Source organism: Bradyrhizobium sp. B117, assembly GCF_038969555.1.
Lineage (GTDB): Bacteria > Pseudomonadota > Alphaproteobacteria > Rhizobiales > Xanthobacteraceae > Bradyrhizobium.
This window is the reverse complement of sequence record NZ_CP152414.1, coordinates 4,249,571-4,273,314: the sequence shown is the minus strand read 5'-3', so window position 1 is coordinate 4,273,314 and position 23,744 is coordinate 4,249,571. Positions and strand designations below refer to the sequence as shown.

At 64.9% G+C, this 23,744-nt stretch carries 25 protein-coding genes; 11 read left to right on the top strand and 14 right to left on the bottom strand.

The window, feature by feature from the left end; all coding sequences use genetic code 11:
• Nucleotides 1-14: 14 nt before the first annotated feature.
• Complete coding sequence (locus tag AAFG16_RS20930) at nucleotides 15-1,286, top strand: serine hydrolase domain-containing protein (protein WP_342740384.1); 1,272 nt, start codon at nucleotides 15-17, stop codon at nucleotides 1,284-1,286.
• Here the strand turns inward: AAFG16_RS20930 and AAFG16_RS20925 are convergent.
• The gene (locus AAFG16_RS20925) at nucleotides 1,272-3,734 is read right to left on the bottom strand and encodes an EAL domain-containing protein (RefSeq protein ID WP_342740383.1); all 2,463 of its coding nucleotides are present in this window, start codon (nucleotides 3,732-3,734) and stop codon (nucleotides 1,272-1,274) included. The genes AAFG16_RS20930 and AAFG16_RS20925 overlap by 15 nt on opposite strands.
• Before the next feature lie 404 nt (nucleotides 3,735-4,138).
• Complete coding sequence (locus tag AAFG16_RS20920) at nucleotides 4,139-4,987, bottom strand: LysR family transcriptional regulator (protein ID WP_342740382.1); 849 nt, start codon at nucleotides 4,985-4,987, stop codon at nucleotides 4,139-4,141.
• A 122-nt stretch (nucleotides 4,988-5,109) separates the two neighbouring features.
• On the opposite strand from AAFG16_RS20920, the gene AAFG16_RS20915 reads away from it, so the two are divergent.
• Nucleotides 5,110-6,084, top strand: coding sequence for a zinc-dependent alcohol dehydrogenase family protein (locus tag AAFG16_RS20915; RefSeq protein ID WP_342740948.1), 975 nt, complete (start codon nucleotides 5,110-5,112; stop codon nucleotides 6,082-6,084).
• Nucleotides 6,085-6,141: 57 nt separating this feature from the next.
• On the opposite strand, the gene AAFG16_RS20910 is transcribed toward AAFG16_RS20915, so the two are convergent.
• Both AAFG16_RS20910 and AAFG16_RS20905 read right to left on the bottom strand, forming a co-directional pair.
• Nucleotides 6,142-6,336, bottom strand: a complete 195-nt coding sequence (locus AAFG16_RS20910) for a hypothetical protein (RefSeq protein WP_283086148.1) — start codon at nucleotides 6,334-6,336, stop codon at nucleotides 6,142-6,144.
• 423 nt (nucleotides 6,337-6,759) lie between these two features.
• Nucleotides 6,760-7,830: a hypothetical protein gene (locus AAFG16_RS20905; protein ID WP_342740381.1), complete on the bottom strand. Its 1,071-nt coding sequence runs from the start codon at nucleotides 7,828-7,830 to the stop codon at nucleotides 6,760-6,762.
• A 231-nt stretch (nucleotides 7,831-8,061) separates the two neighbouring features.
• Here AAFG16_RS20905 and AAFG16_RS20900 point away from each other — a divergent pair, with 231 nt between their 5' ends.
• Complete coding sequence (locus AAFG16_RS20900; RefSeq protein WP_342740380.1) at nucleotides 8,062-9,090, top strand: patatin-like phospholipase family protein; 1,029 nt, start codon at nucleotides 8,062-8,064, stop codon at nucleotides 9,088-9,090.
• A gap of 116 nt (nucleotides 9,091-9,206) precedes the next feature.
• Here the strand turns inward: AAFG16_RS20900 and AAFG16_RS20895 are convergent, their stop codons facing one another.
• Nucleotides 9,207-9,635 carry a CBS domain-containing protein gene (locus AAFG16_RS20895; RefSeq protein ID WP_342740379.1) on the bottom strand — a complete coding sequence of 143 codons (429 nt, stop codon included), beginning with the start codon at nucleotides 9,633-9,635 and terminating at the stop codon, nucleotides 9,207-9,209.
• A gap of 187 nt (nucleotides 9,636-9,822) precedes the next feature.
• The gene (locus AAFG16_RS20890; protein WP_283086144.1) at nucleotides 9,823-10,641 is read right to left on the bottom strand and encodes a rhomboid family intramembrane serine protease; all 819 of its coding nucleotides are present in this window, start codon (nucleotides 10,639-10,641) and stop codon (nucleotides 9,823-9,825) included.
• Nucleotides 10,642-11,093: 452 nt separating this feature from the next.
• Here AAFG16_RS20890 and AAFG16_RS20885 point away from each other — a divergent pair, with 452 nt between their 5' ends.
• Nucleotides 11,094-11,648: a PAS domain-containing protein gene (locus tag AAFG16_RS20885; protein WP_342740378.1), complete on the top strand. Its 555-nt coding sequence runs from the start codon at nucleotides 11,094-11,096 to the stop codon at nucleotides 11,646-11,648.
• Between the two features lie 116 nt (nucleotides 11,649-11,764).
• Entirely contained in the window at nucleotides 11,765-12,643 is an 879-nt protein-coding gene (locus AAFG16_RS20880; RefSeq protein ID WP_342740377.1) for a Crp/Fnr family transcriptional regulator, read from the top strand.
• Nucleotides 12,644-12,920: 277 nt separating this feature from the next.
• On the opposite strand, the gene AAFG16_RS20875 is transcribed toward AAFG16_RS20880, so the two are convergent.
• Nucleotides 12,921-13,406: a phasin gene (locus tag AAFG16_RS20875; protein ID WP_283086140.1), complete on the bottom strand. Its 486-nt coding sequence runs from the start codon at nucleotides 13,404-13,406 to the stop codon at nucleotides 12,921-12,923.
• A gap of 424 nt (nucleotides 13,407-13,830) precedes the next feature.
• On the opposite strand from AAFG16_RS20875, the gene AAFG16_RS20870 reads away from it, so the two are divergent.
• On the top strand, nucleotides 13,831-14,772 hold the full coding sequence (locus AAFG16_RS20870; RefSeq protein WP_342740376.1) for a DJ-1/PfpI family protein: 942 nt from the start codon (nucleotides 13,831-13,833) through the stop codon (nucleotides 14,770-14,772).
• Here the strand turns inward: AAFG16_RS20870 and AAFG16_RS20865 are convergent.
• Together AAFG16_RS20865 and AAFG16_RS20860 are read right to left on the bottom strand one after the other, a co-directional pair.
• A complete protein-coding gene (locus tag AAFG16_RS20865) occupies nucleotides 14,763-14,897 on the bottom strand; it encodes a hypothetical protein (RefSeq protein WP_342740375.1) in 135 nt (44 codons plus the stop codon). The genes AAFG16_RS20870 and AAFG16_RS20865 overlap by 10 nt on opposite strands.
• Before the next feature lie 120 nt (nucleotides 14,898-15,017).
• On the bottom strand, nucleotides 15,018-15,404 hold the full coding sequence (locus AAFG16_RS20860) for a hypothetical protein (protein ID WP_342740374.1): 387 nt from the start codon (nucleotides 15,402-15,404) through the stop codon (nucleotides 15,018-15,020).
• 146 nt (nucleotides 15,405-15,550) lie between these two features.
• Between AAFG16_RS20860 and AAFG16_RS20855 the strand changes: the two genes are divergently transcribed.
• Together AAFG16_RS20855 and AAFG16_RS20850 are read left to right on the top strand one after the other, a co-directional pair.
• A complete protein-coding gene (locus tag AAFG16_RS20855) occupies nucleotides 15,551-16,057 on the top strand; it encodes a GNAT family N-acetyltransferase (protein ID WP_283086933.1) in 507 nt (168 codons plus the stop codon).
• 126 nt (nucleotides 16,058-16,183) lie between these two features.
• The gene (locus AAFG16_RS20850; RefSeq protein WP_283086137.1) at nucleotides 16,184-16,480 is read left to right on the top strand and encodes a hypothetical protein; all 297 of its coding nucleotides are present in this window, start codon (nucleotides 16,184-16,186) and stop codon (nucleotides 16,478-16,480) included.
• Nucleotides 16,481-16,555: 75 nt separating this feature from the next.
• On the opposite strand, the gene AAFG16_RS20845 is transcribed toward AAFG16_RS20850, so the two are convergent.
• A complete protein-coding gene (locus tag AAFG16_RS20845) occupies nucleotides 16,556-18,499 on the bottom strand; it encodes a DEAD/DEAH box helicase (protein ID WP_342740373.1) in 1,944 nt (647 codons plus the stop codon).
• A gap of 245 nt (nucleotides 18,500-18,744) precedes the next feature.
• On the opposite strand from AAFG16_RS20845, the gene AAFG16_RS20840 reads away from it, so the two are divergent.
• From AAFG16_RS20840 to AAFG16_RS20830, 3 genes are all read left to right on the top strand, one after another.
• Nucleotides 18,745-19,257, top strand: a complete 513-nt coding sequence (locus AAFG16_RS20840; protein WP_283086135.1) for a hypothetical protein — start codon at nucleotides 18,745-18,747, stop codon at nucleotides 19,255-19,257.
• Between the two features lie 86 nt (nucleotides 19,258-19,343).
• On the top strand, nucleotides 19,344-20,084 hold the full coding sequence (locus AAFG16_RS20835; protein ID WP_283086134.1) for a metallophosphoesterase family protein: 741 nt from the start codon (nucleotides 19,344-19,346) through the stop codon (nucleotides 20,082-20,084).
• Nucleotides 20,085-20,149: 65 nt separating this feature from the next.
• Nucleotides 20,150-20,503, top strand: a complete 354-nt coding sequence (locus AAFG16_RS20830; RefSeq protein ID WP_283086133.1) for a cupin domain-containing protein — start codon at nucleotides 20,150-20,152, stop codon at nucleotides 20,501-20,503.
• A 120-nt stretch (nucleotides 20,504-20,623) separates the two neighbouring features.
• Here the strand turns inward: AAFG16_RS20830 and AAFG16_RS20825 are convergent, their stop codons facing one another.
• The 4 genes from AAFG16_RS20825 to AAFG16_RS20810 form a co-directional block, all read right to left on the bottom strand.
• A complete protein-coding gene (locus AAFG16_RS20825; RefSeq protein ID WP_283086132.1) occupies nucleotides 20,624-21,136 on the bottom strand; it encodes a hypothetical protein in 513 nt (170 codons plus the stop codon).
• 98 nt (nucleotides 21,137-21,234) lie between these two features.
• Nucleotides 21,235-21,657, bottom strand: a complete 423-nt coding sequence (locus AAFG16_RS20820; protein ID WP_283086131.1) for a VOC family protein — start codon at nucleotides 21,655-21,657, stop codon at nucleotides 21,235-21,237.
• Between the two features lie 126 nt (nucleotides 21,658-21,783).
• Nucleotides 21,784-22,935 (bottom strand): zinc-binding dehydrogenase, encoded by a 1,152-nt coding sequence (locus tag AAFG16_RS20815; RefSeq protein ID WP_283086130.1) that lies wholly within the window; start codon nucleotides 22,933-22,935, stop codon nucleotides 21,784-21,786.
• A 132-nt stretch (nucleotides 22,936-23,067) separates the two neighbouring features.
• A complete protein-coding gene (locus AAFG16_RS20810; protein WP_342740372.1) occupies nucleotides 23,068-23,706 on the bottom strand; it encodes a Clp protease N-terminal domain-containing protein in 639 nt (212 codons plus the stop codon).
• Between the last annotated feature and the right edge of the window lie 38 nt (nucleotides 23,707-23,744).

Sequence of the window (23,744 nt, the reverse complement as noted above, 5' to 3'; positions counted from 1 at the left end):
GGGAGGAAGCCCGGATGAGACGCCGTGAATTTCTGGTCGGGGCCGCGCTGCTGGCCGGCACGATGGCGCGAGGCCGCGCCGCCGCTGACATCCCCGCTCCCTCGCCCGAGGGGCTCGACCGCATCACCGCGTATTTCGACAACGAGGTCACGAGCGGCCGGCTACCGGGCGCCGTGATCTTGGTGCAGCAGCACGGCAAGCCGGTGTACCTCAAGACCTTCGGCGTGCGCGACACCAGGACCGGCCTGGCGATGACGCCGGACACGATCTTCGCCATCCACTCCATGACCAAGCCGATCACCTGCCTCGGCGCGATGATGCTGATCGACGAGGGCAAGCTCGCCCTCACCGACCCCGTGTCGAAATACGTGCCCCTCTTTGCCGATACCAAGGTGGGCATCGAAGTCACCGAGCCGGACGGCAAGCTGAAGCTCGATCTGGTGCCGCCGGTCCGTCCCGTCAACATCGAGGATCTGCTGCGGCACACCTCTGGGATCAGCTACGACTATATCGGCGGCAAATGGGTCGAGCAGGCCTACAAGGCCGCCAACATCTTCGAGGGTCAATTCAACAACAGGGAATTCGCCGACCGCATCGCCAGGCTGCCGCTGGCGCGCCAGCCGGGCACGCTGTGGCGCTACGGCCATTCCACCGACGTGCTCGGCGCCGTCCTCGAGATCATCTCGGGCCAGACTCTGTATGAGTTCCTCAAGCAGCGCATCCTCGATCCGCTCGGCATGACCAGCACCAAATTCGCGCTGGCGACGGAAGGCGAATTGGCGCGCATGGCGCGGCCGCTGCCGAACGATTTCATCCTGCTCGCCGGCGAGCGTGACCGTCTCGACCATCCCGAATGGCAGTCCGGCGGCGGCGGGCTGCTGTCGACCATCACCGACTATCAGCGCTTTGCGCAGATGCTGCTCAACGGCGGCGAGTTCGAGGGCAAGCGTTATCTGAGCCCTGCGGCCTTCAAGGCGATGACGACCGATCACATCGGGCCCGGCTCCGGCGTCGGGCGCGACTATTTCTATTTTCCGGGTGATGGCTTCGGCTATGGCTACGGCCTTGCTGTGCGCACCGATCCCGGCAACGCGAAGCCGCCGCCGCCGGGCTCCCTCGGCGAGTTGAAATGGGACTCAGGCAGCGGCACCTATTTCGGCGTCGATCCCAAGCTCGACATGGTCTACCTCATGATGCAGCAGACGCAGAACGAGCGCAGCCGCATCACGCCAGCTTTCAAGGCGCTGGTCTACGACTGCTATCCGGAGGGGCTACGCCGCCCGTGAGGCGCGCTGGCCGAAATCTGCGAGCAGCTTTGCGATCTCCGCGGCAGGCCGCGCCGCGCTGAATAGGAAGCCCTGCACCTCGTTGCAGCCCTCCGCACGGAGCCAGTCGAGCTGATCCTCGGTCTCGACGCCTTCCGCGGTCGTCGTGATGTTGAGGCTGCGGCCGAGGCCCGAGATCGCGCGCACGATCGCGCCGCAATCGGGCCGCTGCGCCAGATCCTTGACGAAGGAGCGGTCAATCTTGATCTTGTCGAACGGGAAGCTGCGGAGATAGCTGAGGCTGGAATAGCCGGTGCCGAAATCATCCATGGAGATGCCGACGCCGAGCTCGCGCAGCTGATGCAGGATCGCGAGATTGGCATCGGTCTCGGCGAGGAAGATCGACTCGGTTATCTCGAGCTCGAGCCGCTTCGGCGACAGGCCGGATTGCGCCAGCGCCGAGATCACGACCTGAACCAGATTGCGGCTGCGGAATTGCGCCGGCGAGAGATTGACCGCGACCTTGACGTCACTCGGCCATTTCACGGCTTCGGCACAGGCTTCGCGCAGCACCCACTCCCCCAACTGCGTGATCAGCCCGATATCTTCCGCAACGGGAATGAACTCCGCCGGCGAGACCATGCCCTTGTCGGGATGACGCCAGCGCAACAGCGATTCGAAGCCGGAGATGCGGTCGGAGGCGATCGACACCAGCGGCTGATAGTGCAGCTCGAACTCGCCATTGGCGAAGGCGCGGCGCAGGTCGAGCTCCATGTCGCGGCGCTTCTGCGCCTGAAGGTCCATCTCGCGCTCGAAGAAATGGTGCACGCCGCCGCCGTCGGACTTCGCCCGGTACAGCGCCATGTCGGCGTTGCGCATCAACTCTTCAGACGTCGTGCCGTCGCCGGGCGACAGCGCGATGCCGATGCTGGCGCCGATCACCATCTCCTGGCCGTCGATCTCATAGGGTGCGCGCAGCATGTCGATCAGCAAGGTCGCGCAGGCGCTCGCCTCATTCGGCGAGACGTCTGCCGCCAGGATCACGGCGAACTCGTCGCCGCCGAGCCGCGCCGCGAGGTTGGCGCCGCGGACGGCGGTGGTGAGACGTTCGGCAACCTCCTTCAGCAGCCGGTCGCCGGACGGATGCCCGAAGGAATCGTTGATGTTCTTGAACAGGTCGAGATCGATATAGAGCACGCCGACGCGCTTGCCGCCGGCCTGGTCGAGCGCCTGCTTCAGGCGCTCCTGGAAGTATTCGCGATTGGGCAGATCGGTGAGCCCGTCATGGTGCGCCATGTGGGCGATCCGCGCCTCGGCCTTGCGCCGCTCGGTAATGTCGACCACTGCGACGAGATAGCCGTCGCGGTCGTCGAAGGCGACGCGGCGGCCGAAGGTGAGCACCTCGATCTCGCTGCCGTCGGCGCGCAAGTGCCGCCAGTTGCGCGAGGAGTGATAGGTGTCGCCGAGGCGTTCGAGCGCCTCGGCGTGGCTCTCCCACTCGTCCTGCGGCCAGATCTCGTGCAGCTTCATGCGCAGGAAGGTGGCGCGGCTGTAGCCGTAATGCTGGACCGCGGCGTCGTTGACGCCAAGGAACTGCTTGGTCTCGGCGTCGAACACCCACATCGGCATCGGGTTGTTGTCGAACAGCAGGCGGAACGAGGCGTCGCGCCGCTTCAGCGCGGTGACGTCGGAGATCGTCAGCGAGACCACGTCGGCGAAGGCGGTGGCGCTGAGGCGGAGGTATCGCCCTTCGCTCTCGATCTCGAGCTGCTCGCCACGGCCGCCCGAGACGGCCTTGAGCAGGAATTCCATGATCTCGGGGGCGGCCAGCAGCGTGCTGCCTGCGCCGATCCGCCGCCACAGCAGGCTTCCGGTCGCGAGCTTCAGCAGCGCGCCGGCGCTCTTGTTGTGGTGCACGACCTGGAGATCGAACGGCTTGCCTTCGGCATCGCGCAGCGTCGCCAGCGAGACCACCGCATCGTCGGTCGAGGAGAAGATCGCGTCGAGGAGATTGTATTGCGCGCCGCGCTCGTTGACATAGGCGCCGACCAGCGTCGCGCCCCAGCGCGAGGCGGTGGGCAGCGCCAGCACGTCATAGGTCCGGACCATGCCGTCACGCACGCAATGCGCGCTCGCCTGGTGAGGCCGGCCGTTCGCAAGCGCGCTCGCAACCGCTTCCGACAGCGCGGTCGAGCAATCGGGCGAGAGTTCGGCGACCGGGATGTCCCAGCGCTCCTCGCCAAGCCATTTCTGTACGTAGCGTCCGCTGCGCGACAGCTCGAGCGCACCATCGTTCTTCAGCAGCGCGATATGGTCGGCGAGCCGTCCCAGGCTGCCGAGCATCACGTCCTCATAGCGCGGCAGCCGGTCCCCCGGCTTCAACGCGGCACGCCATTTGCGTTGAAGCACCGGGATGTCGTCGAACATTTCGGTGGCCGGTTTCCCCGACGCTTTCTTCGCGGCACTCATTGCAGTCCCCAACGCACATTCCCCGCGCATCCAATGCAGCCGGGCTTAATGGCGTGTAAAAAGGACGCAGATGCGGGTTCCAGTTTAGTGATTATGACAGTTTTAAGTCAGGTGTTGGTTAGTGGGCGTTAGAGACTATGACGGGCGTTTGAAATGCCCCGCGTGTATCATTCTCGCAATGACGGAATGCGGACTGGCGGCTCGCAGGATGGGTAGCGCGAAGCGAAACCCATCACGCTTGCGCGGGTTGACCGATGGCTCCGCTGTTTTTCCCGACGGGCAGCGCAAGTGATTGATGCGTAGGGTGGGCAAAGCGAAGCGTGCCCACCAATGCCCGATGTGATCGCTGAGAAATGGTGGGCACGGCGCGCAAAGTGCGCGCCTTTGCCCACCCTACCGGACCGTCATGCCAGCCGTTCGATCACCACGTCCAGTAGCGCGCGCAAACGCGCCAGCCGCCTCAGGTCTCGGTGATAGCCGACATACGTGTCGCGGCCGGGCGGGCTCACGCCGATATCGAACGCGACGAGCCTCCGATCGCGGTCGCCGAGCGGACGCGGCAGCACGGCGAGCCCGCCGCCGCCGGCGCAGAGCTCGGCCTGCGCCTGCCTGTTGTTGCTGCGCGCGGCGACGTCCGCCTTCGGCAATGTCCGCTTCAGCCAGACGGCGTCGGGCATGTCGGCGAATTCGGTATTCATGGTCACGACGCGGACGCCGCTGCCGTCACCCCCGCGCGGCGGCTTGCTGCCCTTCTTGCCGTAGAGCGCGTAGGGAATGTGCAGCAGCTTTCGCGAGATCACCTCGGGCTCGCTGAACGGCTTGATGCGGAAGACGAGATCGGCCTCGCGTCGCGGCAGGCTGTAGAGACGCGCATCGGTCAGAAGCTCGACGATCACCTTGGGATGACGCTTGCCGAAGGCGGCAATCACCGGCGACAGCATCACCGTGCCGAACCAGTCCGACGACGACAGACGCAGCATGCCGTCGAGCTGCGTCTCCGCGCCGGAGGCGTGCCGCTCGAGCGCGAGCGCCTCTTCCTCGATCCGCTCGGCGTGGCGCAGCACGGCCGTGCCTTCGTCGGTGAGAACAAACCCCTCGGCGGTGCGCTGAAACAGCACCTGCCCCAAAGCCGTTTCGAGCGCGCGCAGCCGCCGCCCCATCGTCGGCTGGGTCTGGCCTATCTTTCGCGCGGCTGCTCCAAGCGTGCCTTCGCGCGCAATCGCAAGGAAAATGCGCAGGTCGCTCCAATCCATCCAACAACCCCTCATACAAAAACGCACGATCATCGTACATCCTTATTCCTTTCCATGCAAAAATTCATGGGCATATTGGAGGTCGACAACGGAGCAAGACGATCATGACGAGACATTCGACGATGCGCGCGGCCGTGCTGGAGACCCATAACGCTCCCTTGCGCCTCTCAACCATCTCCACGCCCGCCATTGGCCCGCGCGAGGTGCTGGTGCGAGTGCGCGGGAGCGGGGTCAATCCGCTCGACACCAAGATCCATTCCGGCGCGGCGACACATGCGCGCCATCCGGTCCCTGCGATCCTCGGACTTGATCTTGCGGGCGTCGTCGAACAGACCGGGCGCCAGGTCTCGCGGTTCAAGCCGGGCGACGAAGTCTACGGCATGACCGGAGGCGTCGGCGGCGTGCAGGGCTCGCTCGCCGAATTCGCCGCCGTCGATGCCGATTTGCTGGCATTGAAGCCGGCCAATCTGAGCATGCGCGAAGCGGCCGCCCTGCCCCTGATCTTCATCACGGCGTGGGAAGGCCTGATCGACCGCGCGGCGCTGAAGGCCGGCCAGAAGGTGTTGATCCACGGCGGCGCAGGCGGCGTCGGCCATGTCGCGATCCAGATCGCTCGCGCATTTGGAGCAGACGTGTATGCGACGGGCTCGGCGTCGCAGCGCGCCACCATCGAGGGCTTTGGCGCGGTCTTCATCGACCGCGAGGCCGCGATCGAGGCCTACGTTGCAGAGCATACCGGCGGCCGCGGCTTCGACATCGTCTACGACACCATCGGCGGCAAGGTGCTCGATGCCTCCTTCGAAGCCGTGCGCCGCTTCGGCCATGTCGTCAGCGCGCTCGGCTGGGGCACGCATGCGCTGGCGCCGCTGTCGTTCCGCGCCGGCACCTATTCCGGCGTATTCACGCTGCTCCCGCTGCTGTCAGGCGAGGGCCGCACGCATCACGGAGAGATCATGGCGGAGGCGACGCGCCTGGTTGAAGTCGGCAAGCTCGTGCCGCTGGTCGATCCCAGGCATTTCACGCTGGAGCGCGTTGGCGACGCCTATGCGCTGATCCGGGATCACGCGACGAAGGGCAAGCTGGTCGTGGACATTTGAGACCTTGCCCTGAGGTCTCGTAGCCCGCATGCGTCCGGCCTACGGAACGGCGCGTCGCTAATCCTCGCTGGACGCCGCGGAGCGATTGCGCAAATGGGCTTGCGACAGCAGGAAGAACAATGCGCGCTCGCCATGATATTTGGCGGCCGGCCGGCTTCGCTCGAACCCGTCGGCAAATATCTTGCCGGACTGGTCGCACACCTGCCACCGCCAACCGAACCGTTTGCGCCTGGTGAGGATCACTTCGAACATGCCGACGGGCTTGGTCCCCTGCTCCTGCCGGTACGCAGGTTCATGAACCAGCGCCGGCCTCCCCCATTGGACGGATGCCCGACATATCACGCAGCAGGATGGAAAGAGAATAAATTTGATTATCGGAAATACGCATCTTCCACCGGCACTTGCGCTGGCCGTAACGAAGTCGCGACGCGTCTGGAATAAGCCTTTGGCAGCGGTGTTTTCTTAGCCCTCGAGCCGCAGCTTGGTAGCGCTGACAGCGATATACAGCGCCGAACACAAGCAAGCGGCTACGATCTGCTTCTGCTCACTTGTGCACGCAAGCGCAGAAGGTAACGGGAGATAGGGCATTGATGCACAAAGTGAGAAGTATTGTGCCGGATCCGAAGCCTAACGGCTGATCGCATACGGACCATGCGGCATCGCCGCAAAAGCGCCTCAGCGCGCCACGACTTCCACTTCGCCGTCGACACCGTTCACGACGTTGAAGCCGCGCTCGTAGACCTTGCCTTCGTTCTTGGCAATGGCGCGGTACTCGCCTTCGGAGAGCACGACGCGGGGGAAGGCGCCGATCGATTCCTTGATGACGTCGCCGCCGGGGGTCAGCACCGACCAGGCGGTGTTGGCGAGCGCCTCGCCGCCCCGGTCGCTGACGAGCTTCAGCGTGATGACGGCGGCGCGGTGGGTGATGGTGACGTCGGTGAGCTTGCCGGCCTGGACGCGGATGTCCGAGCGCACCACCGAATTGGCGTCGCCATAATTGGAGATGATGTAGTAGGTGCCCTCCGGCAGCAGCACGACGTCGCCGGCGGCGACGTTCGGCACCAGCGAGGCGCGCTCGCCCGATTCGAACTGGCTACCCTTGTAGATCGCGAACGATATCTGGTTCTGCGGAATGCGGCTGGTGCCGACGCGGCCTTCGATGCGCAGGCCCCCGGCAGGCAGCACGAAGGATTCGCGATCGGTCTCGGCCTTCAGGCTGACGGTGCGCACCGCACTGACGAGGCCGAAGGCGACGTGCACGACGTAATTGCCGGGCGGCAGTACGATGTTGGGCGTGGCGTTGCGATCTTCCTTGATCAGCTTGAAGGTGCCGTTCTCGTCGGGACGGTCGGCAAACACGCGCCAGACCAGGCCGCTGGTGATCGCGGCCGAGTCCTTGCCGTATCTTGCGGTCAGCGACAGCACGCCCTGGCCGGGCACGGCGGCGTTGAGCGGCGCAGCCGGCGGCACGGTCGCGACCGCGGGCGGCGGCATGCTCGGCGTCACCGGCTGGGTCAGGGTCGGCGGCAGGCTCGGGGGGCCGGCGGCCTGTCCGGAGGGCGCCAGCTGGATGGCGTTACCGGGGTCCGGCACCGACGCCGGCGGTATCGGAGGCGGACGATCGGAGAAAAGCTGCGCCTGCGCGGCGTTTTGGCCCAAAGTGAGCAGGCATGTGGCAAGGATCAGCGTCGGCACCAGCCTGCCGCTGCGCCGCCATCCGATGATGCCGTCACCCCCGCGTGTCATGTCACCTGCTTTTCACCGAAAACGCGGCAAATTCAAGCCTCGGAAAGCCTGGGAAATACGGTTTTGGAACCCGGCTGACGGCGGCGTGATTAGACCAAAGGCAGCCGGCCCTCGCCACACTGCTGCCCCCTGCTTCCCGAACGGTGTAAACCATGCTTGGCCCTCGTTCTGGCGGAGCGGATAGACGGCGCCTACTCTGGTGTGGGGGCTGGCCCGGGTAGGAGAGTTTCGGTGCTTGAGATCTTGAAGGGCCGTGGCGCGAACGGCTCCAATGGCGAGAAGATCGGCCTCGGTAGCATCCGCCGGCCGATCGTCGGCCTTGCCCTCGGCGGCGGCGCGGCGCGCGGCTTTGCCCATATCGGAATCCTGAGGACCCTGATCGCCAACGGCATCGTGCCCGATGTCGTGGTCGGCACCTCGATCGGTGCCGTGGTCGGCGGCGCCTATGCGGCCGGACAGCTCGATACGCTGGAAGACTGGGGGCGCAGCCTGCAAGGCGTGCGCACCATCCTCGGCTATCTCGACATCCGCCTCAACGGCTCCGGCCTGATCGGCGGCGAGAAGCTGGCGACCCGGCTTGAGGAGGCGATCGGCCAGACCCTGATCGAGGACCTGCCCATCAAGTTCGCGACCGTCGCGACCGAGGTCCGTACCGGCCACGAGATCTGGCTGACGCGCGGCCGCGTGGTCGAGGCGATGCGCGCCTCCTATGCGCTACCGGGTATCTTCTCGCCCGTGCTGATCGGCGACCGCTGGCTGGTCGACGGCGCGCTGGTCAATCCGGTGCCGGTCTCGGCCGCCCGCGCGCTCGGCGCCGAAATCGTCATCGCCGCAAATCTTTCCAGCGACATCTTCACCCATTCCACGACGATCTATGCGCACGGCGCGATGCCGGAGCCGGTCGCGCCCGTTGCCGAGGAGCCGGCCACCAAGCGGCGCTTTCCGCGTTTCTTCTCGCCCGAAAAGACCATGAAGCGGGAGTTCTTCGGCGGCGGCGGACGGCCCGGCATTTCCTCGGTGATGGTCGATGCCTTCAACATCATGCAGGACCGCATCACCCGCGCGCGTCTCGCCGGCGATCCGCCCGACATGCTGATCACGCCGCGGGTCGGCCAGTTCGGCTGGTTCGACTTCCACCGCGCCGAGGATCTGATCGCGCACGGCACGCGCGCCGCCGAGCGCGCGCTGGAGTCGATCCAGGAGGCGATCGAGGTGCTGGCGCCGGCACCCGCAGGCAACGCACCCAAAGCGGGCGATTGAGGCGCGATGAGAACGAATCTTCATCGCGCTTCATCTTCTTGTTGAGCATGATCCTTCCGGAAAACCGCGGCGCGCTTTGCGCTAACGCGGCCCTTTGAGTCCGGATCAGGCTCAGATCAGGCCGTCTTGATGTAGTCGCGCAGGGCTTCCTGCTCGTTCTCGTATTCCTGGACGCGGCGCTTGACGATGTCGCCGATCGAGATCAGGCCGACCACCTTGCCATTGTCGAGCACCGGCAGATGGCGGAACTTGCCCGTCGTCATCGTCTCCATGAGCTCGGCGACTGTGTCGGTCTCCTTGCAGGTCACGACCTTGCGGGTCATGACCTCCGAGACCGGCGCCTCCAGCACGCCGGCACCGCGCTCGCCGAGCACGCGGACGATGTCGCGCTCGGACAGGATGCCCTCGAGCCGGTTCTGGTTCATCACCAGCACTGCGCCGATCTTCTTCTCGCCGAGCAGCTTAACCGCGGCCGACAGCTTGGCGTCGGGCTCGACGCTCATGATCTGGTGGCCCTTGGTGTTGAGAATGGAACGTACCGTCATTGCTGCCTCCCTGAATCGGAGCCCTCCGCTTGCGCGGTCCGGACTTGTTCGCGAGTCTTCAACTAACAGTTTTGGCGCGGGTTTCACGCTCGCGCGCTTGTCGAAGCGTTGCCGCTATGGGCTTGTCGCTTCGGAACATTCTTCGCGCAAATGATGGATGAATTCGGGCCGCGCCGCAAGCGCCGCTTCAAATGCGGTCTGAAACGTCCTGTGATGACGCATCTGCAGCATCGCTTCGCACGCGCGGTACGGGATCGAACAGCGCGAACAAGAGCAGGCCGGCGAAGAAGCCGCCGATATGCGCCTGCCAGGCGACGCTCGTGGTTTCGGCATCGACGCCGATCGCGCCGACGCCAAAGATGATGTTGACGCCGAACCACACCGCGAGGAAGCCGACCACCCGCCCGTCGCGCAGCGCGCGCGACAGCGGCAGCGCTGGAACCTTCGCGGCGGTATCGGCGTCCGATCGGCTGAACGACAGGAAGCTGCCGCGGACGAAGGCGAAGCGGATGGCGGCGGCCATCGCGCCGGACACCGAGGCCGAGGCGCCGATCATCGGTGCCACCGCATGCTCATGGGTGACGAGATGGGCGAGCGCGCCGGCCGCCGCCGTCACCGCCATGAACACGAAGAACCTGACCGCGCCGAAGCGCCGCGCCAGCGCGCTGCCGAACGGCAGCAGCCACAACACGTTGAAGCCGAGATGAGTCAGATTGGCGTGCAGCAGCGAATAGGTGACGAAGGTCCAGACCTTGGCGCCGGCCCCGCCCGGAATTTGCAGGTTCAGCAGCGAGGCATCGTAGCGCTTGGGGATGAAGCCGAAGACGTCGATGGTCCAGTTCTCGAGCTCCGGCGGCAGCAGCACCCGCAGATGGATCACCGCGAGCAGAAGGATATAGGCGGTCAGAGCCACCGGCAGCGTCAGGATCGGCTCGCGCGAACCTTCCCCAGCGGCGTCCGGCGCGGCCGGCTGAGAGTCTTGCGGAGAATTTGGCGGGGAATCCAAGGCAGCTTCGCTTTCAGGCGCGATCGGAGCGTTACGTGTGGAGATAGTCGCCTTTGCCGGCCTTGCGCAAGTGCACAAAAGGAAAAGGCAGGGCCCTGGGAAAGCCCTGCCTGTCCGTGTCGACCTTCCGATGCCGGAGGAATGAAGGTGTATCCCCACCCCTCCCCGGCCCGTGGCCAAACTGTTTGACGCCCGTGTACAGGCCTCGCCGAGAACCTGGATGAAAGCGGCGAGGCTTGCGACCGCGGTCAACATAGCAGGCGAGCAGGCGGCGCAAAGTGCATAGTTAATTTAACGTTAACGCCGCAAAGGCCGGCTGAAGAGCGGCGAAAACGCCGCTCCGGCATGGACGCTGCAAATCCCCTCCTGCACAACAACGAAAGGGATCGCGGGTGCACTGAAGCGGGACAGGTCTGTCCCGCGAGGTTGCGCCCCGGGGCAAGCGTTCAGTCATGAAACATCCGTCGAGCCGCGCATTCTTCGCGTATTGGGACAAGAAGCGCGGCGCTGCGCGGGCCCCTGACCGGGCCGACATCGATCCGGCCGCCGTCCGCGGCCTGCTCGGCGACATCTTCGTGCTGTCCTGCGAGCCCAAGCTTGGCTTCCCCTTCCGCGTCGCCGGCACGCGGGTCTGCGCGCTCGCGGGTGCGGACCTCAAGGACGCGAGCTTCGCGGCGCTGTTTGGCGAGGCAAGCCGCGGCGAGATCGAGGAGATCGCGACCGTGGTCGCCGACGAGACGCTGGGTGCGATCGCCGGCGTCACAGCCGCGCGCGAGGACGGCAGCAAGGCCTATCTCGAGCTGCTGCTGCTGCCGTTCAACGCCCGGCCGCACACGCCGGTGAGCGTCACCGGCGTGCTCGCGCCGTTCGACGACGAATGCGGTGCGCTCGGCCCCTTCACCCTCACCTCCTGGCGCTATCTGCACCAGCCCGAGAAATTGCTGCCGCGCGCCATCCGCAAATTGCAGATCGCCCGCGGGCTGATGGTGTATGAGGGGCTGCGCTAGGAGCAGCCTTCGCGTCTGACGCGTAGCTTCGCTCAGTCCGCGGCCGATCCTGGAAAGTCTGATCGCGCGACCGCGTGCGAGCTTGCCAATCCATCACGGGAACCTTAGCTTTCAGGATGCGTTTGGCCATTGCCGTGGCAAGCAACAACGCGGCTCGGTTGGTGAAGATGCGTCTGCCGGGCCTCCGTCGAGGGACGATTCCCGTGATGGAGCACGCGACCAGAGTTGGTAATCGATTGTTAGCTGCGCTACCGCCGGCCGATTTCGCTTTGCTTGCCCCTCATTTGCGAAAAGTACCACTCGAGCACGACGCAGTCCTGGTGCGATCGGGCGACAAGATCGAGCACATCTACTTCCCTTGCAGCGGCGCGATCGCCTTCATCATGGAGCTGCCGAACGGACAGACGGCGGCAACGGCCGTGATCGGCAACGACGGTGCGGTCGGACTCATGACGGCGCTCGGCCCGACCCGATCACCCATGACCGCAATCGTCCGCGTGGCCGGGACGGCGCTGCAGATCTCGCCCGTGCGATTTCACACCGCGCTCGAGCGCAGCACCGCCCTCGCGACTGCGGTTCAGATTCTCAGCCGGGCATTGATGACACAGTTCCAGCACGTCGCTGCCTGCAACGCGCTCCACTCCGTCGAAGCGCGCCTCGCCCGCTGGCTGCTCCACATTCATGACCGGACCGATGGCGGCGACATCCTGCCCTTGACGCAGGAGACGCTGTCGGAATTGCTCGGCGTCCGGCGCACTACGGTCACGCACGTGGTGAGCGCGCTTCGTGCGTCAAGGGCGATCAAATCCAGCCGGCGCGGTCAGCTCGAGATCGACAGGGATCGACTCGAGATGATCGCCTGCGAGTGCTACAAGGTGATGAGCCGCAGAATAGGTCGGATCGTTTCGCAGGATGCGCCGAGGCTCCTTCACGCGGCCCCGGAGCGCAATGGCTGCCCACCCCCGGACTTCCCGTTCGCCAAGACCGACTCGTAGACCCAGGCCTCTCTGGCGAACCATTCGTGCGTCGCTGCGCACATCCTGCAATAGGTGCGCGAAAAGAACACCGCACTGCACCGAAACTTTTCGCCATCTATCTCGATGCCCGTCGGAATGGCGTTTCCCGTTTCCGGGCACTTGATCATCAGCATACCCATCCTGATTTCCTCCAGCTTGGCATCACCTCGGCAATGAGGGGGCCGCAATCGGCTGGACGGCGTCTTTTCTCGCGAAGACGCTCGTCCAGCCGATCCGCGCGGCCAACCACGTCGATTCAAGCAGGCCTACGCAGGACCCGGTTGAAGCTCTGCTTGATCGGCTCGGCCGTTTCGGTCGCGACCTTTTGGGCGAGGTCCCAGAGTTCGCGGTTCTGGACCGACGTTGCTTCTAAGGTCTTGCGGCTGTGGGCCGTGGAGAGGTCTACGAGATCGGCAAACGACCTCGCATCGGCAAGCTGGGAAAAGAAGTCCAGCGTGGAGCTGGTATTGATGTGGGATATTTCGATGAGCTTGATGCCGTAGTCAGAGGCACGCTTGGCATTGGTCGAACAGGCATCGCAGACAGCCGTGGTGATCTCCTGCGAAGTCGCCCTCATCTGCGCAAAGTTTGCCTGGGCCCGCGTGGCGCCCTCATCGGCGAGACCGCCGAAGATCGTCTGCATGTTGAAGAACGGTACGTCGAACCGGAGCTTTGCGCTTCCGTTGGCCCCCACCTCTTGCGGCGCGGCTTTCGTGTCGACTTTCACATTGGCATCACTCACGGGCTTTCATCCTTTCAAGCGAAACTAGATAATGGATTGAAGACTCCCCGATGGGGTCGCGGTGCATGCCGCACCGGGACACCAGTACTCCTGCTTTCAATGCGGTGGATTGCTGCGGATAACCGCCCCCGCCCCCTTTACGAAGCCAACTATGCCAGACGAAAGTCGCAGGTTCGGTTCGCTTTCAGACTCTCCGCATGAAATTATTCAATTCGTGCGCCCAAAGCGGCGCAGATTGCGTCTTACATCTTTGAAGTTGTTGCGATCGCGTGCGCCAACTTGAGATCAGGCGCAGCAATTCTTGTCATGAGGCAAACGATCGCGCTTGCGGCATGACCTTTTTTGCCGGATTTGCGTCATTCCCGATGCCGTCCCGGGCGGATAGCTTCCGCACCATATGGGGCAGCCGCGATCGGGTGACATCATGATTTGGCGCATTGTGGCATGGAGCGCCCTCGGAGGGCTGGCGGCGCTCGCGGCGATCGGCGGAACCTGGTTGCTGTTGCTGCCCGGCGCGCCGGCACGGGGAGCCGCACCCGCAATATCGAGCGAGGAGTCCGAGGCGACGCTCGCCGCGCTGAAGCCGCCGAAGCGAAGGCGTCCCCTCATCGCCATCATCGGCATCAACGACAAGAGCGAGACGACCGATTATCTGATGCCCTACGGCATCCTCGCGCGCGCCGATGTCGCCGATGTCGTGACGCTGGCGACGCGGCCCGGTCCCGTGACCCTCTATCCCGCGCTGAAGGTGCAGCCGCACGCGACGATCGCGGCGTTCGACGCCGACCATCCCGACGGCGCCGACTATGTCATCGTGCCGGCGATGACGCCGGAAGACGCGGCCGCCTTGCGGTGGATCCGGAGCCAGGCCGGCAAGGGCGCGACGGTCATCGCCGTCTGCGTCGGCGCCATGGTCGTTGCCAATACCGGGCTGCTCGACGGCAAGCGAGCCACGACGCACTGGTATTCCGTGCGGGACCTGAAGAAGCATTCCGCGATCCGCTATGCAGCCGACCGCAGGCTGGTCGTCCACCGCGGCGTTGCGACGACGACCGGCATCACGGCATCCATGCCGATGGCTCTCACGCTGATCGAGGCCATCGCCGGCCGCGCCAGGGCCGAAGCGGTCGCCCGCGACATCGGTCTTGCGGCATGGGATGCGCGCCACCGCAGTGACGCGTTCCAGTTCACGCGCCCCTTCGCGCTGACCGCGATCGCAAACACGCTCGCACTCTGGGGCCGGGAGCAGCTCGGGATCGCGCTGACACCAGGCATCGACGAGGTATCGCTCGCGCTGATCGCCGATGCGTGGTCGCGGACCTATCGCTCGCGCGCCCTCACCTTCGCCGCCACGGATCAGGCGTAGACGAGCCGCAGCGGCCTCGGCATCCTGCCCGACAGGATCGCGGCCGACTGGCCGGCGACGCACACCCCGCCGGCCGCAGCCGGATTGCCGCCGGTGCAGGCGCTAGACCAGACATTGCTTGCCATCGACGCACGCTACGGGCCGCGCACAGCCGATTTCGTAGCGATGCAGCTCGAATATCCGAGATAACCGAGCCGCACGCGGCCCGGTGCGCTCGCAAAGTGAGGCACCGAGCGCGCGATTGGTCAGGGCATCGCCAGATGCCAGGCGCCGTTCAGAAAACCGTCGCCGCTGATGTCGCCGGGCTTGGTGTCCTTGGCGAAGGTGTAGAGCGGCTTGCCCTTGTAAGCCCACTGCTTCGAGCCGTCGTCGCGCGTGATGATGGTGTAGCCATCGCCGGCGGCATCGCTGGCCTCGGCCTTCAGCACCGGCCAGTTCGTCGCACAGGGACCGTTGCAGGCCGACTTGCCGTCCATATCCTTGTCGAAGGTGTAGAGCGTCATGCCCTTGGCATCGGTGAGCACGGTGCCCTTGTCGGTCTTGCCCGTCTTGGTCGGCGGCGCGGCGAAGGCAGCTGGGATGATTGCGAGCGAGGCTGCAAGCGCGAGTGCGAAGCGGATCGAGGACGTCATGGGATCTCCTGTCATGCAATTGGTTTGCATAGGTAGGACGCCGCGCGGCGCCACCTATTCCTGAGGGCGCTGCAAGGATATTTTTCGCTGCGCGCATCGTCGCGGAGGAATAAATTGGGATGATCGAGATGGAACGACGGACCGAGATGAACAAGCCGCATTGGCGTCCCGCCCGCGCATCGGACCTGCCCGCGATCAGCATGATCGCGGCGCGCATCCATCCTGATCTGCCCGAGCGCCCCGAAGTGCTCGCGGAGAAGATGCGGCTCTATCCCGACGGCTGCCGCGTGCTCATCGCGGACGATGCGATCGCCGGCTATGGACTCGCCCACCCCTGGACGCAGCACCACATTCCGCCGCTCGACGGCTTCCTGCAAACATTGCCTGAGGATGCCGACTGTCTCTACGTGCACGACGTCGCCGTGTTGCCCGACTTTCGCGGCGGCGCAGCGCGCGGCTATGTCACGACGGTCGAGACGCTGGCGCGCGCCTCAGGCCTCACGACGCTCGCGCTGGTCTCGGTCTATGCCACGCGGCCGCTGTGGGAACGGCTCGGCTTTCGGCCCGTCACCACGGATGAGCAATTGCGCGCCAAGCTCGCCTCCTATGGCGGGGCTGCGATCTACATGCTGCGCGACCTCACTGCGACGTAACGTCCCTCCCCGCCAGCCCGGCTCACGCGGGCGTGAAGCCCCGCTCCCGAACCGGCTTCGATCAGCGTCCGTCGAAGCTGTGTGCGGACCGTTCCGGTCTCGCCGAACCGAGACTGGAGAATGTCCATGACACTCACATTGTCGAAAGTTGCCTTGATTGCGTTCGCTGCAACGGCCGCATTCAGCGCGACCAGTGCCAACGCAGCGCAGTACCGGACCTATGGCTGCGACACCGCCTTCTTCGAAGGCTGCACGGGCTTCATCGAAGCACCGCAGCAGGGCGGACGCCGCGTGGTTCGCATCACCAACGACATCTCGCCCATCTACATGCGGCAGACCGATCCGCGTTACAACACCTCGCTGCGTGATGCCGGCGGCGGAGGTGGTGGCGGCGGAGGTGGTGGTGGCGGTGGCGGCCGTTGAGCTCCCACCGACTTTTCAGATGATGTCGCCGGGGCGATCCGGCGGCATCGCTGTTTCACGCTGAACGGTGTCCGATCAGCCGCGGCGTTTCTTCTTCGCCTTCTTGCCCGGCGCGCCCTTCACGGGCCACGGCGTGACCGACGGCTCTGCGTGGCCAGGCTTGTTCTTGTGCTTCTTTTTCTTTCCGAACGAAGGCGCATCGTCGAATCGCGGCCCGCGCTCGCCGAGCACCTTGCCGCGCGGCTTGAACTCACGTGCATCGCGCGGGCGATCGCCCTGACGTTCACGATGATCGCCGTCGTCCCTCTCGCGCCGCGGCGCGTGTGACCGCTCCTCCGAAGGCGCCTGCCGCTGCGGCGCATCCGCCATCGGCTCGATGCGGATGCTGTCTTCCTTGTCCGGGCGCTTGATCTTCGCGGCGAAGGCGTCTGCGACCCGCTCCGAGATCTCGAACTCGGTGGTGGTGTCCATGATCTTGATCGCGCCGATGTCGCGCTTGTCGATGCCGCCGCGGCGGCAGATCATCGGCAAGAGCCAGCGCGCCTCCGCATTCTTGCGCCGCCCGATCGCGGCACGGAACCAGACGCTGGCCTCCGCCATGCCGTGTTTCGACGACGATTTGCCGGACTTCGATCGCGGCTTGGCGGGACGATCATCCCCTCCTTCAAACCTCTCGCGACCGCGCTCGTCGCGTGGCCTGCCGCTCCGCTCGCCGGGATCGATGATGTCCTCGGGCGACGGCAGCCGCGCGCGATATAGCCGCGCCAGTGCCGCTGCGATATCCTCGGCCGACCGCTCGGCCAAGAGCGCCTGTGCCAGTGCCAGATCGTCGGCGGTGGTCTCCTCGGTGAACAGCACGTCCTTCATGCGCTCGTGATCGAGCTTGCGGATCTCGTCCGCTTGCGGCGCGGTGCCCCAGGCCGCGTCGACACCTGCAAGATTGAGCAGCAGGTCCGCGCGCCGCCGCCTTGCCGGCGGCACCAGCAGGACGCTGGTCCCTTTTCGCCCGGCGCGCCCGGTGCGACCCGAGCGATGCTGCATGACCTCGGCATCATTCGGCAGGTCGGCATGGATGACGAGGTCGAGACTCGGTAGATCGATGCCGCGGGCGGCAACGTCGGTCGCAACGCAGACGCGGGCGCGGCCGTCCCGCAGCGACTGCAGCGCCAGCGTGCGCTCGTTCTGCGTCAGTTCGCCCGACAGAGCGACCACGGCGAAGCCGCGTTCCAGCAGCGCCGCCTGCAAATGCCTGACCGCATCGCGCGTGCTGCAAAACACCAGCGCGCTCGGCGCCTCGAAGAAGCGCAGCACGTTGACGACGGCGTGCTCGACATCGCCGGGCGCGATCCGGATCGCGCGGTACTCGATGTCGGCGTGACCGCCCTCGTCACCGGCGACCTCGATCCGGAATGCGTCGCGCTGATATTGCCGCGCCAGCGCGACGATGCCGCGCGGAAAGGTCGCCGAGAACAGCAGCGTCCGGCGCGTCTCCGGCGTGGTCTCGAGGATGAACTCCATGTCCTCGCGGAAGCCGAGATTGAGCATCTCGTCGGCCTCGTCGAGCACGACCGCGGCGAGTTCGGAGATGTCGAGGCGGCCGCGGCGCAAATGATCGCAGAGACGGCCGGGCGTGCCGACAACAATGTGCGCGCCGGCGGCCAGCTCGCGCTGCTCGCGGCGCGGATCCATGCCGCCGACGCAGGAGACGACGCGCCCGCCCGCATGTCCATAAAGCCAGGCCAGCTCGCGCTGGACCTGAAGCGCGAGCTCGCGGGTCGGCGCCACGATCAAAGCGAGCGGTGCGGCCGCGGGTGCGAACTGCTCGGCATCGTCGAGGAGATTTTTGGCGATCGCCAATCCATAGGCGACCGTCTTGCCGGAGCCCGTCTGGGCCGAGACCAGCAGGTCGCGGCCAGCGGCTTCGTGGGCGAGCACCGCGAGCTGGACGGGGGTCAGTGAATCATAGTTCCGCTCGGCCAAAGCTCGGGCGAGCGGCGGGGTCAGGGCCGGAAGAGACACGGGATAGGAAACCTTGGTTGATTCAGGCGCGGAATGGTGAACCGGCGGACCTGAGCTGGCGTGCGCGGCAATCGGCCCGGCCGCACGCTGGCGATGTGATTGAGGGCTCTTTACGCCAAGCGCCGGGAAATCACCATGCCTCTGATGCATGGCTTTGCGACAAGAGCCGCGCCTGAAGGTTGCAGCGGATTTTTGCCGCCACCTTGATTAACCTGAAGCCAACCGGCTCCCAAGGGAACGACCGCGTGACGCCTTCCATCAAACGCGCCTGCGGCGATTGCACGCTTTGCTGCAAGGTCATGGCCATCGAGGCGCTGGCCAAATCGGCAGGAAGCTGGTGCCGGCACTGCAAACCCGGCCAGGGCTGCGCGATCTACGCCGAACGCCCGGCCGAATGCGCGAGCTTCAGCTGCCTCTGGCTCGTCAACGACCTCCTCGACGAGCGCTGGAAGCCGAGCCGTTCAAAACTGGTCCTGACCACGTCCGACGACGGCATCGAAATCCGCTGCGACCCAGGCTCTCCGAACGCCTGGCGCAGGGAGCCCTACGCCAGCGAGATCCACGCCTGGACGGTGGAAGGCGAGCGCAACGACATGACGGTGGTCGTGATCATCGGCCAGCGCATGATCCTGGTCACGCCGGAGCGCGAGTTCGATCTCGGCATCGTCGGACCGGATGATCGCATCGTGCGCGAGCTGGAGGGTACGAAGGTCGTGGGCGTGACGGTGGTGAAGGAGAGTCAGATCAGCCATGGCTAATTAGTGAATGTCCTATCAGCCGATGCTAGATAAGTCCGGTGACCTGGCGCAGTCAAATTCAGGCAACACGGCATGGGAGCACCACGATGCGATTGGCAGTCATTTCCGATATCCACGGCAATCTTGCCGCGTTGAAAGCGGTGCTGGCCGACATCAAAGCGCGCGGCGCCGACCGTACGATCAACCTCGGCGATTGCGTCACCAGCCCCTTGTGGCCAAAGGAAACTTTCGAAGCTCTCCAGTCGCTATCGTTGCCGACCGTGCGCGGAAACCACGATCGCTGGATCGAGGAGTTTCCAGACAACAAGCTCTCGCCGGCAGGTTTGTTTGCGCGCAACGCATTGACTGCGGAGCAGCGTCGCGCACTGCACAGCCTCCCCTCCCAAATACGACTAGACGACGGGATCCTGGCCTGCCACGGCACGCCCACCGACGATATGACGTGTCTGTTGGAAGAAGCGCTCGAGGACGGCCGCTTCGTGCCAGCACGTCGCGACGTGCTGACCGCGCGCCTTTCGAGCGAGCCGACGGCGCGCGTGGTCCTTTGTGGTCACAGTCACCGCCAGGCGGCTGTTCAAGGGCCGGGCGACTGTCTGGTTCTCAATCCCGGCAGTGTTGGTTGCCCGGTGTTCGCGGACATTCCCTTTGCCGCAAACCTGGAGCACCGCTCGCCTCACGCCCGCTACGCGATCCTCACGAAGCGAACGAGAGGCTGGCAAGTCGAACTGCTAGCCCTGGAATACGACTGGGAAGCCGCGTCCGCGCAGGCGCTCGCCAACGGCCGTCCGGATTGGGCGCACGCCATGTTGTCCGGATATGTCAAATAGCCAGCCTTGCCGCGCCGGCCATTCGATCCCAAATCCTGCTCACGAGAACGCATCTGGGGTGAAACATGGCCGACAGCATATCGCTTGCCAACAGGCTCGCGACCTTCGAGGATTTCTGGTCGCCGCGCACGGTTACGACCTTCAACGATTGCGATGTGATGGTGGTGAAGGTGAAGGGCGAGTTCACCTGGCACAAGCATGACGACACCGACGATTTCTTTCTCGTCCTGAAAGGCAAGCTGGACATCGAATTGCGCGATCGCACCGTGACGCTCGGACCGGGCGAACTCTACGTCGTGCCAAAAGGTGTCGAGCATCGCCCGGTGGCGCGCGAGGAGGTTCACCTGATGCTGATCGAGCCGACCGGTACGCCGAACACGGGCGACAAGGCAACCGCCGCCGCGCGCAAGCGCGCCTAAAGCACGATGAGATTAGGATGAATCGTCATCGCGCTTTAGGTTGTTGTTTGAGCATGATCTTTTCGGAAAACCGCTGCGCACTTTTCCGGATCATGCTTTAGAGCACCGTCCGTCGCCGCCCTAATCCTTGGAGGTCACCAATCTGTTGAAGCTGCCGACCAGCCGTGCCCGTGCCCGCACGACATAGTCTTTTGCCGCGCGGCTCAAGGCACGGATCATCCGCCAGGCCTCGGTCGCCCGCAGCCATGCCCTCACCTCGGCGACCTTGCCATACGCCCAGGCGAACGCCGGAATCCGCATCAGCTTGTCACGGGTGAGATGGAACAGGCGCTCGACCAGCACGAGCTTGAGCAGCTCGCCGATGATGAAAGTCACAGCGCCACTCACGATCTGACCGGTTGCCGCGAGGTAAGCCGCCACCGGCTTGATCGGTTCCAGGATGATCACCGGCACGGAAAACAAGGCCAGCGACGGATAAGGCGGCAGCGATTTGATCCAGGCGCGTAACCGCCTGAATTCGAAATGCCGTCCGATCCAGCGCGCGATTGGCCTCGCCACGGCGATGAAGACCGCATCCACCAGGAAGTAGATGGCGGCCAGGATGTAAGTGACGGGTTTCAGGATACGCTTCACTAGACCTCTCCCGCGAAGTGAAAGCCGGAACTTGGGCCTAAGTTTCACCTCGGCGTGGACAACTCGGGGAGATCGGATGGAACTTTTAGGGCTCCCGCTCAGATCTCCGCATAGATTTCCAGCAGATTACCATCGGGATCGCGGAAGAACAGCGTGCGATGTCCGAAGGATTGATCCGTGGGCGGCGACAGCAACACCACGCCCTGACGCACGAGCTCGTCAGCGCATTGATCGACCTCGGCCGCGGACACCTTGAAGGCCAGTTGCAGCGAGGCCGTCCCAGCCGGCACCGGCGCATCGGCCGCGGTCCGCCCCGGTCGTGCCAGGGCCAGCGTGTTGCTCCCGAGGCCGTACTCGATCCAGTTCGGCGAGAGCTCGCGCAGCAGGGATAATGCCAGGACATCCTCGTAGAAGCGCCGCATCGCCGCCATGTCGCGCACGAAGATGACGGTGTAGTCGATCGCGCGGATGGCGCGGAAGGGAGAGCGGGGAGTTGATTCGGTTGTCATCTCGTTCTTCATTCCAAACTCTGACTCGTAGCCCGCGCGAAGCCAACGGGTCGGTGCAAAGCGCCGCCCGACGACAGGCTCCGCGGAATGCGGGACCGGCGCCCCCGATTACGCAGCGCTCGATCCGGGCTACAGTTCCTATTCCACCAGCTCCGGCCACGGCACGATGGTCGACTTTACCGTCTTCATCGCCATCGCGTCCTTCACCGCCTGCGCGACGCCTTCTTCCGTGAACGGATAGATCGTCTGCATCTTCAGCCAGGGATATTTGCCCGCGGTGCGATAGAGCATGTCGACGCCGAGCGGCAGATCGTTGCCGGTGAAGCCCCAGGATCCCAGCACGTTGAGGTCCTTGGTGCAGATGCGGTGCCAGGACGTATCGATCGAGCCTGCGTCGGTGAACTGGCCCATCTCGACATAGGTGCCGCCGTCGCGCAGCATCTCGATGCCTTCGGGGCCGGCGGTCGGATGGCCCGAGCAGTCCATCACCAGATCGGCGCCGAAGCCGCCGACGATCTCGCGCACACGCGCGATGCGCGCCTCGGGCGTTTTGATCTCCTCGATGTTCACGGTCGCCTCCGCGCCGAACTCGCGCGCGAGCTTGAGCCGCGGCTCCTCCGGCGCACCGACGCAGATGACGCGCCCTGCCCCCATCTCCTTTGCGGCCGCGACCGCCAGAATGCCGATCGGGCCCGAGCCCTGGATCACCACCGTGTCGCCCCAGGAAAAGCCGCCGGCGCGCGTGGCACGATTGAAGGCGCGGATGCAGGAGGTCAGCGGCTCGGACAACGCGCCGAGCCGCAGCGACATGTCGTCGGGCAGCTTGTAGATCTTGGTGCCCGGCAGCATGTCGAGATCGACATAGACATATTCGGCCCAGCCGCCCCACATGTGCGGTGCCTTGTCGAAGCCGAGATAGCGGCCGTAATAGACCGGCGTCAGGCATTTGTTGGCCGTCTGCGGGTAGTGAATGCAGTAGTAGCAATGGCCGCAGGGCATCAGCGGCGGGATCATCACCTTTGATCCGACCTTGAGCGGCTTGCTCATGAAGTCCTCGCTGAACTCATCGCCGCACTCGACGATGACTCCGCCGAGCTCGTGGCCGAGCGTGAACGGCCAGGGCAGCGGCTTCGGCCAGTGACCCTTGAGGATATGCAGATCGGTGCCACAGACCCCGCAGGCGCCGACCTTGATCAGCGCGGCCTTCTTCCCGACCTTCGGCCAAGGCACGGTTTTGATGACGGGCTCGCTGCCGGGGCCTGCGTGGGTGCAGACGCGAATCTGGTCCATGGCGGTTTCCTCGCTGCCCGCTTGTTATGATTGATGGTGCGGGTCTGCGATCAGCCTATGACAGCCGTGCGACGTTGGAAATACCGTAGCCCGCATCGCGGCTCCGCAGGGACGGGAACGTTCACCGTCGTCTCAACTAGCGCGAGGAAGCGCACTCTCAAGACGCTCGCCGGTCATTCCATGCTCGCTTAGGAGCCAAACCGCCGGACTCGCGTTCTCGCCGAACATCGTCGCCATCACGTCCAGCCCACTCGTTTCGCGTTGCAGGCTGCGCACGGTCGCACGATGCACGACGCGTCGAAACGCAATCGTCGGCGTTGTGTCGCGCTCGTCGCTGATCATCACCCAGGTGCTCAGCTTGTCATCGATGTATGAGGTCGTGGCTCGCCTCAGGGCTTGAAGGTCAATCTGGTTGGCATTCATCACCTCCAAGGCATCCGGATCATCCAGCAACGCAAGCAAGAGATGCTCTAGCGTGGCGAACTCGTGCTTTCGCGCTTCGGCGTAGGCCAGAGCCCTTTTCAGGGTCAGATCGAGTTCGTGGGTAAATCCCGCCGGCCATTTGACGCTTGCACGCGGTTGCCGAGACGAGGCCGCACGGGACTCAGGCGATCCGCGTCGAATGGCGGCCGCAAGCGTATTCCAGTCAGCCAAGCCAAACAGCTCGGCAGTCAGTTCGAGGCTTTCGGCAACCGAAATCTTGAGGCCTTTGGAGACAAGAGAGGCGCGCAGCGTTTGCGCCATAGCTTTGGCATCGCGGAAGTCGCGCATGGCTTACTCCTTTGCTTGAACAATTCGGAAAAGCCAGT

Coding starts and splice junctions, on each gene's coding strand:
- AAFG16_RS20880 (WP_342740377.1), top strand. CDS start 11,765: ATGCGTTTGGCCATTGCCGTGGCAAGCAACAACGCGGCTCGGTTGGTG.
- AAFG16_RS20895 (WP_342740379.1), bottom strand. CDS start 9,635: ATGACGGTACGTTCCATTCTCAACACCAAGGGCCACCAGATCATGAGC.
- AAFG16_RS20820 (WP_283086131.1), bottom strand. CDS start 21,657: ATGAAGAACGAGATGACAACCGAATCAACTCCCCGCTCTCCCTTCCGC.
- AAFG16_RS20870 (WP_342740376.1), top strand. CDS start 13,831: ATGATTTGGCGCATTGTGGCATGGAGCGCCCTCGGAGGGCTGGCGGCG.
- AAFG16_RS20905 (WP_342740381.1), bottom strand. CDS start 7,830: ATGACACGCGGGGGTGACGGCATCATCGGATGGCGGCGCAGCGGCAGG.
- AAFG16_RS20920 (WP_342740382.1), bottom strand. CDS start 4,987: ATGGATTGGAGCGACCTGCGCATTTTCCTTGCGATTGCGCGCGAAGGC.
- AAFG16_RS20835 (WP_283086134.1), top strand. CDS start 19,344: ATGCGATTGGCAGTCATTTCCGATATCCACGGCAATCTTGCCGCGTTG.
- AAFG16_RS20810 (WP_342740372.1), bottom strand. CDS start 23,706: ATGCGCGACTTCCGCGATGCCAAAGCTATGGCGCAAACGCTGCGCGCC.
- AAFG16_RS20885 (WP_342740378.1), top strand. CDS start 11,094: ATGAAACATCCGTCGAGCCGCGCATTCTTCGCGTATTGGGACAAGAAG.
- AAFG16_RS20910 (WP_283086148.1), bottom strand. CDS start 6,336: ATGTTCGAAGTGATCCTCACCAGGCGCAAACGGTTCGGTTGGCGGTGG.
- AAFG16_RS20830 (WP_283086133.1), top strand. CDS start 20,150: ATGGCCGACAGCATATCGCTTGCCAACAGGCTCGCGACCTTCGAGGAT.
- AAFG16_RS20915 (WP_342740948.1), top strand. CDS start 5,110: ATGCGCGCGGCCGTGCTGGAGACCCATAACGCTCCCTTGCGCCTCTCA.
- AAFG16_RS20815 (WP_283086130.1), bottom strand. CDS start 22,935: ATGGACCAGATTCGCGTCTGCACCCACGCAGGCCCCGGCAGCGAGCCC.
- AAFG16_RS20860 (WP_342740374.1), bottom strand. CDS start 15,404: ATGACGTCCTCGATCCGCTTCGCACTCGCGCTTGCAGCCTCGCTCGCA.
- AAFG16_RS20930 (WP_342740384.1), top strand. CDS start 15: ATGAGACGCCGTGAATTTCTGGTCGGGGCCGCGCTGCTGGCCGGCACG.
- AAFG16_RS20855 (WP_283086933.1), top strand. CDS start 15,551: ATGAACAAGCCGCATTGGCGTCCCGCCCGCGCATCGGACCTGCCCGCG.
- AAFG16_RS20925 (WP_342740383.1), bottom strand. CDS start 3,734: ATGAGTGCCGCGAAGAAAGCGTCGGGGAAACCGGCCACCGAAATGTTC.
- AAFG16_RS20865 (WP_342740375.1), bottom strand. CDS start 14,897: ATGGCAAGCAATGTCTGGTCTAGCGCCTGCACCGGCGGCAATCCGGCT.
- AAFG16_RS20850 (WP_283086137.1), top strand. CDS start 16,184: ATGACACTCACATTGTCGAAAGTTGCCTTGATTGCGTTCGCTGCAACG.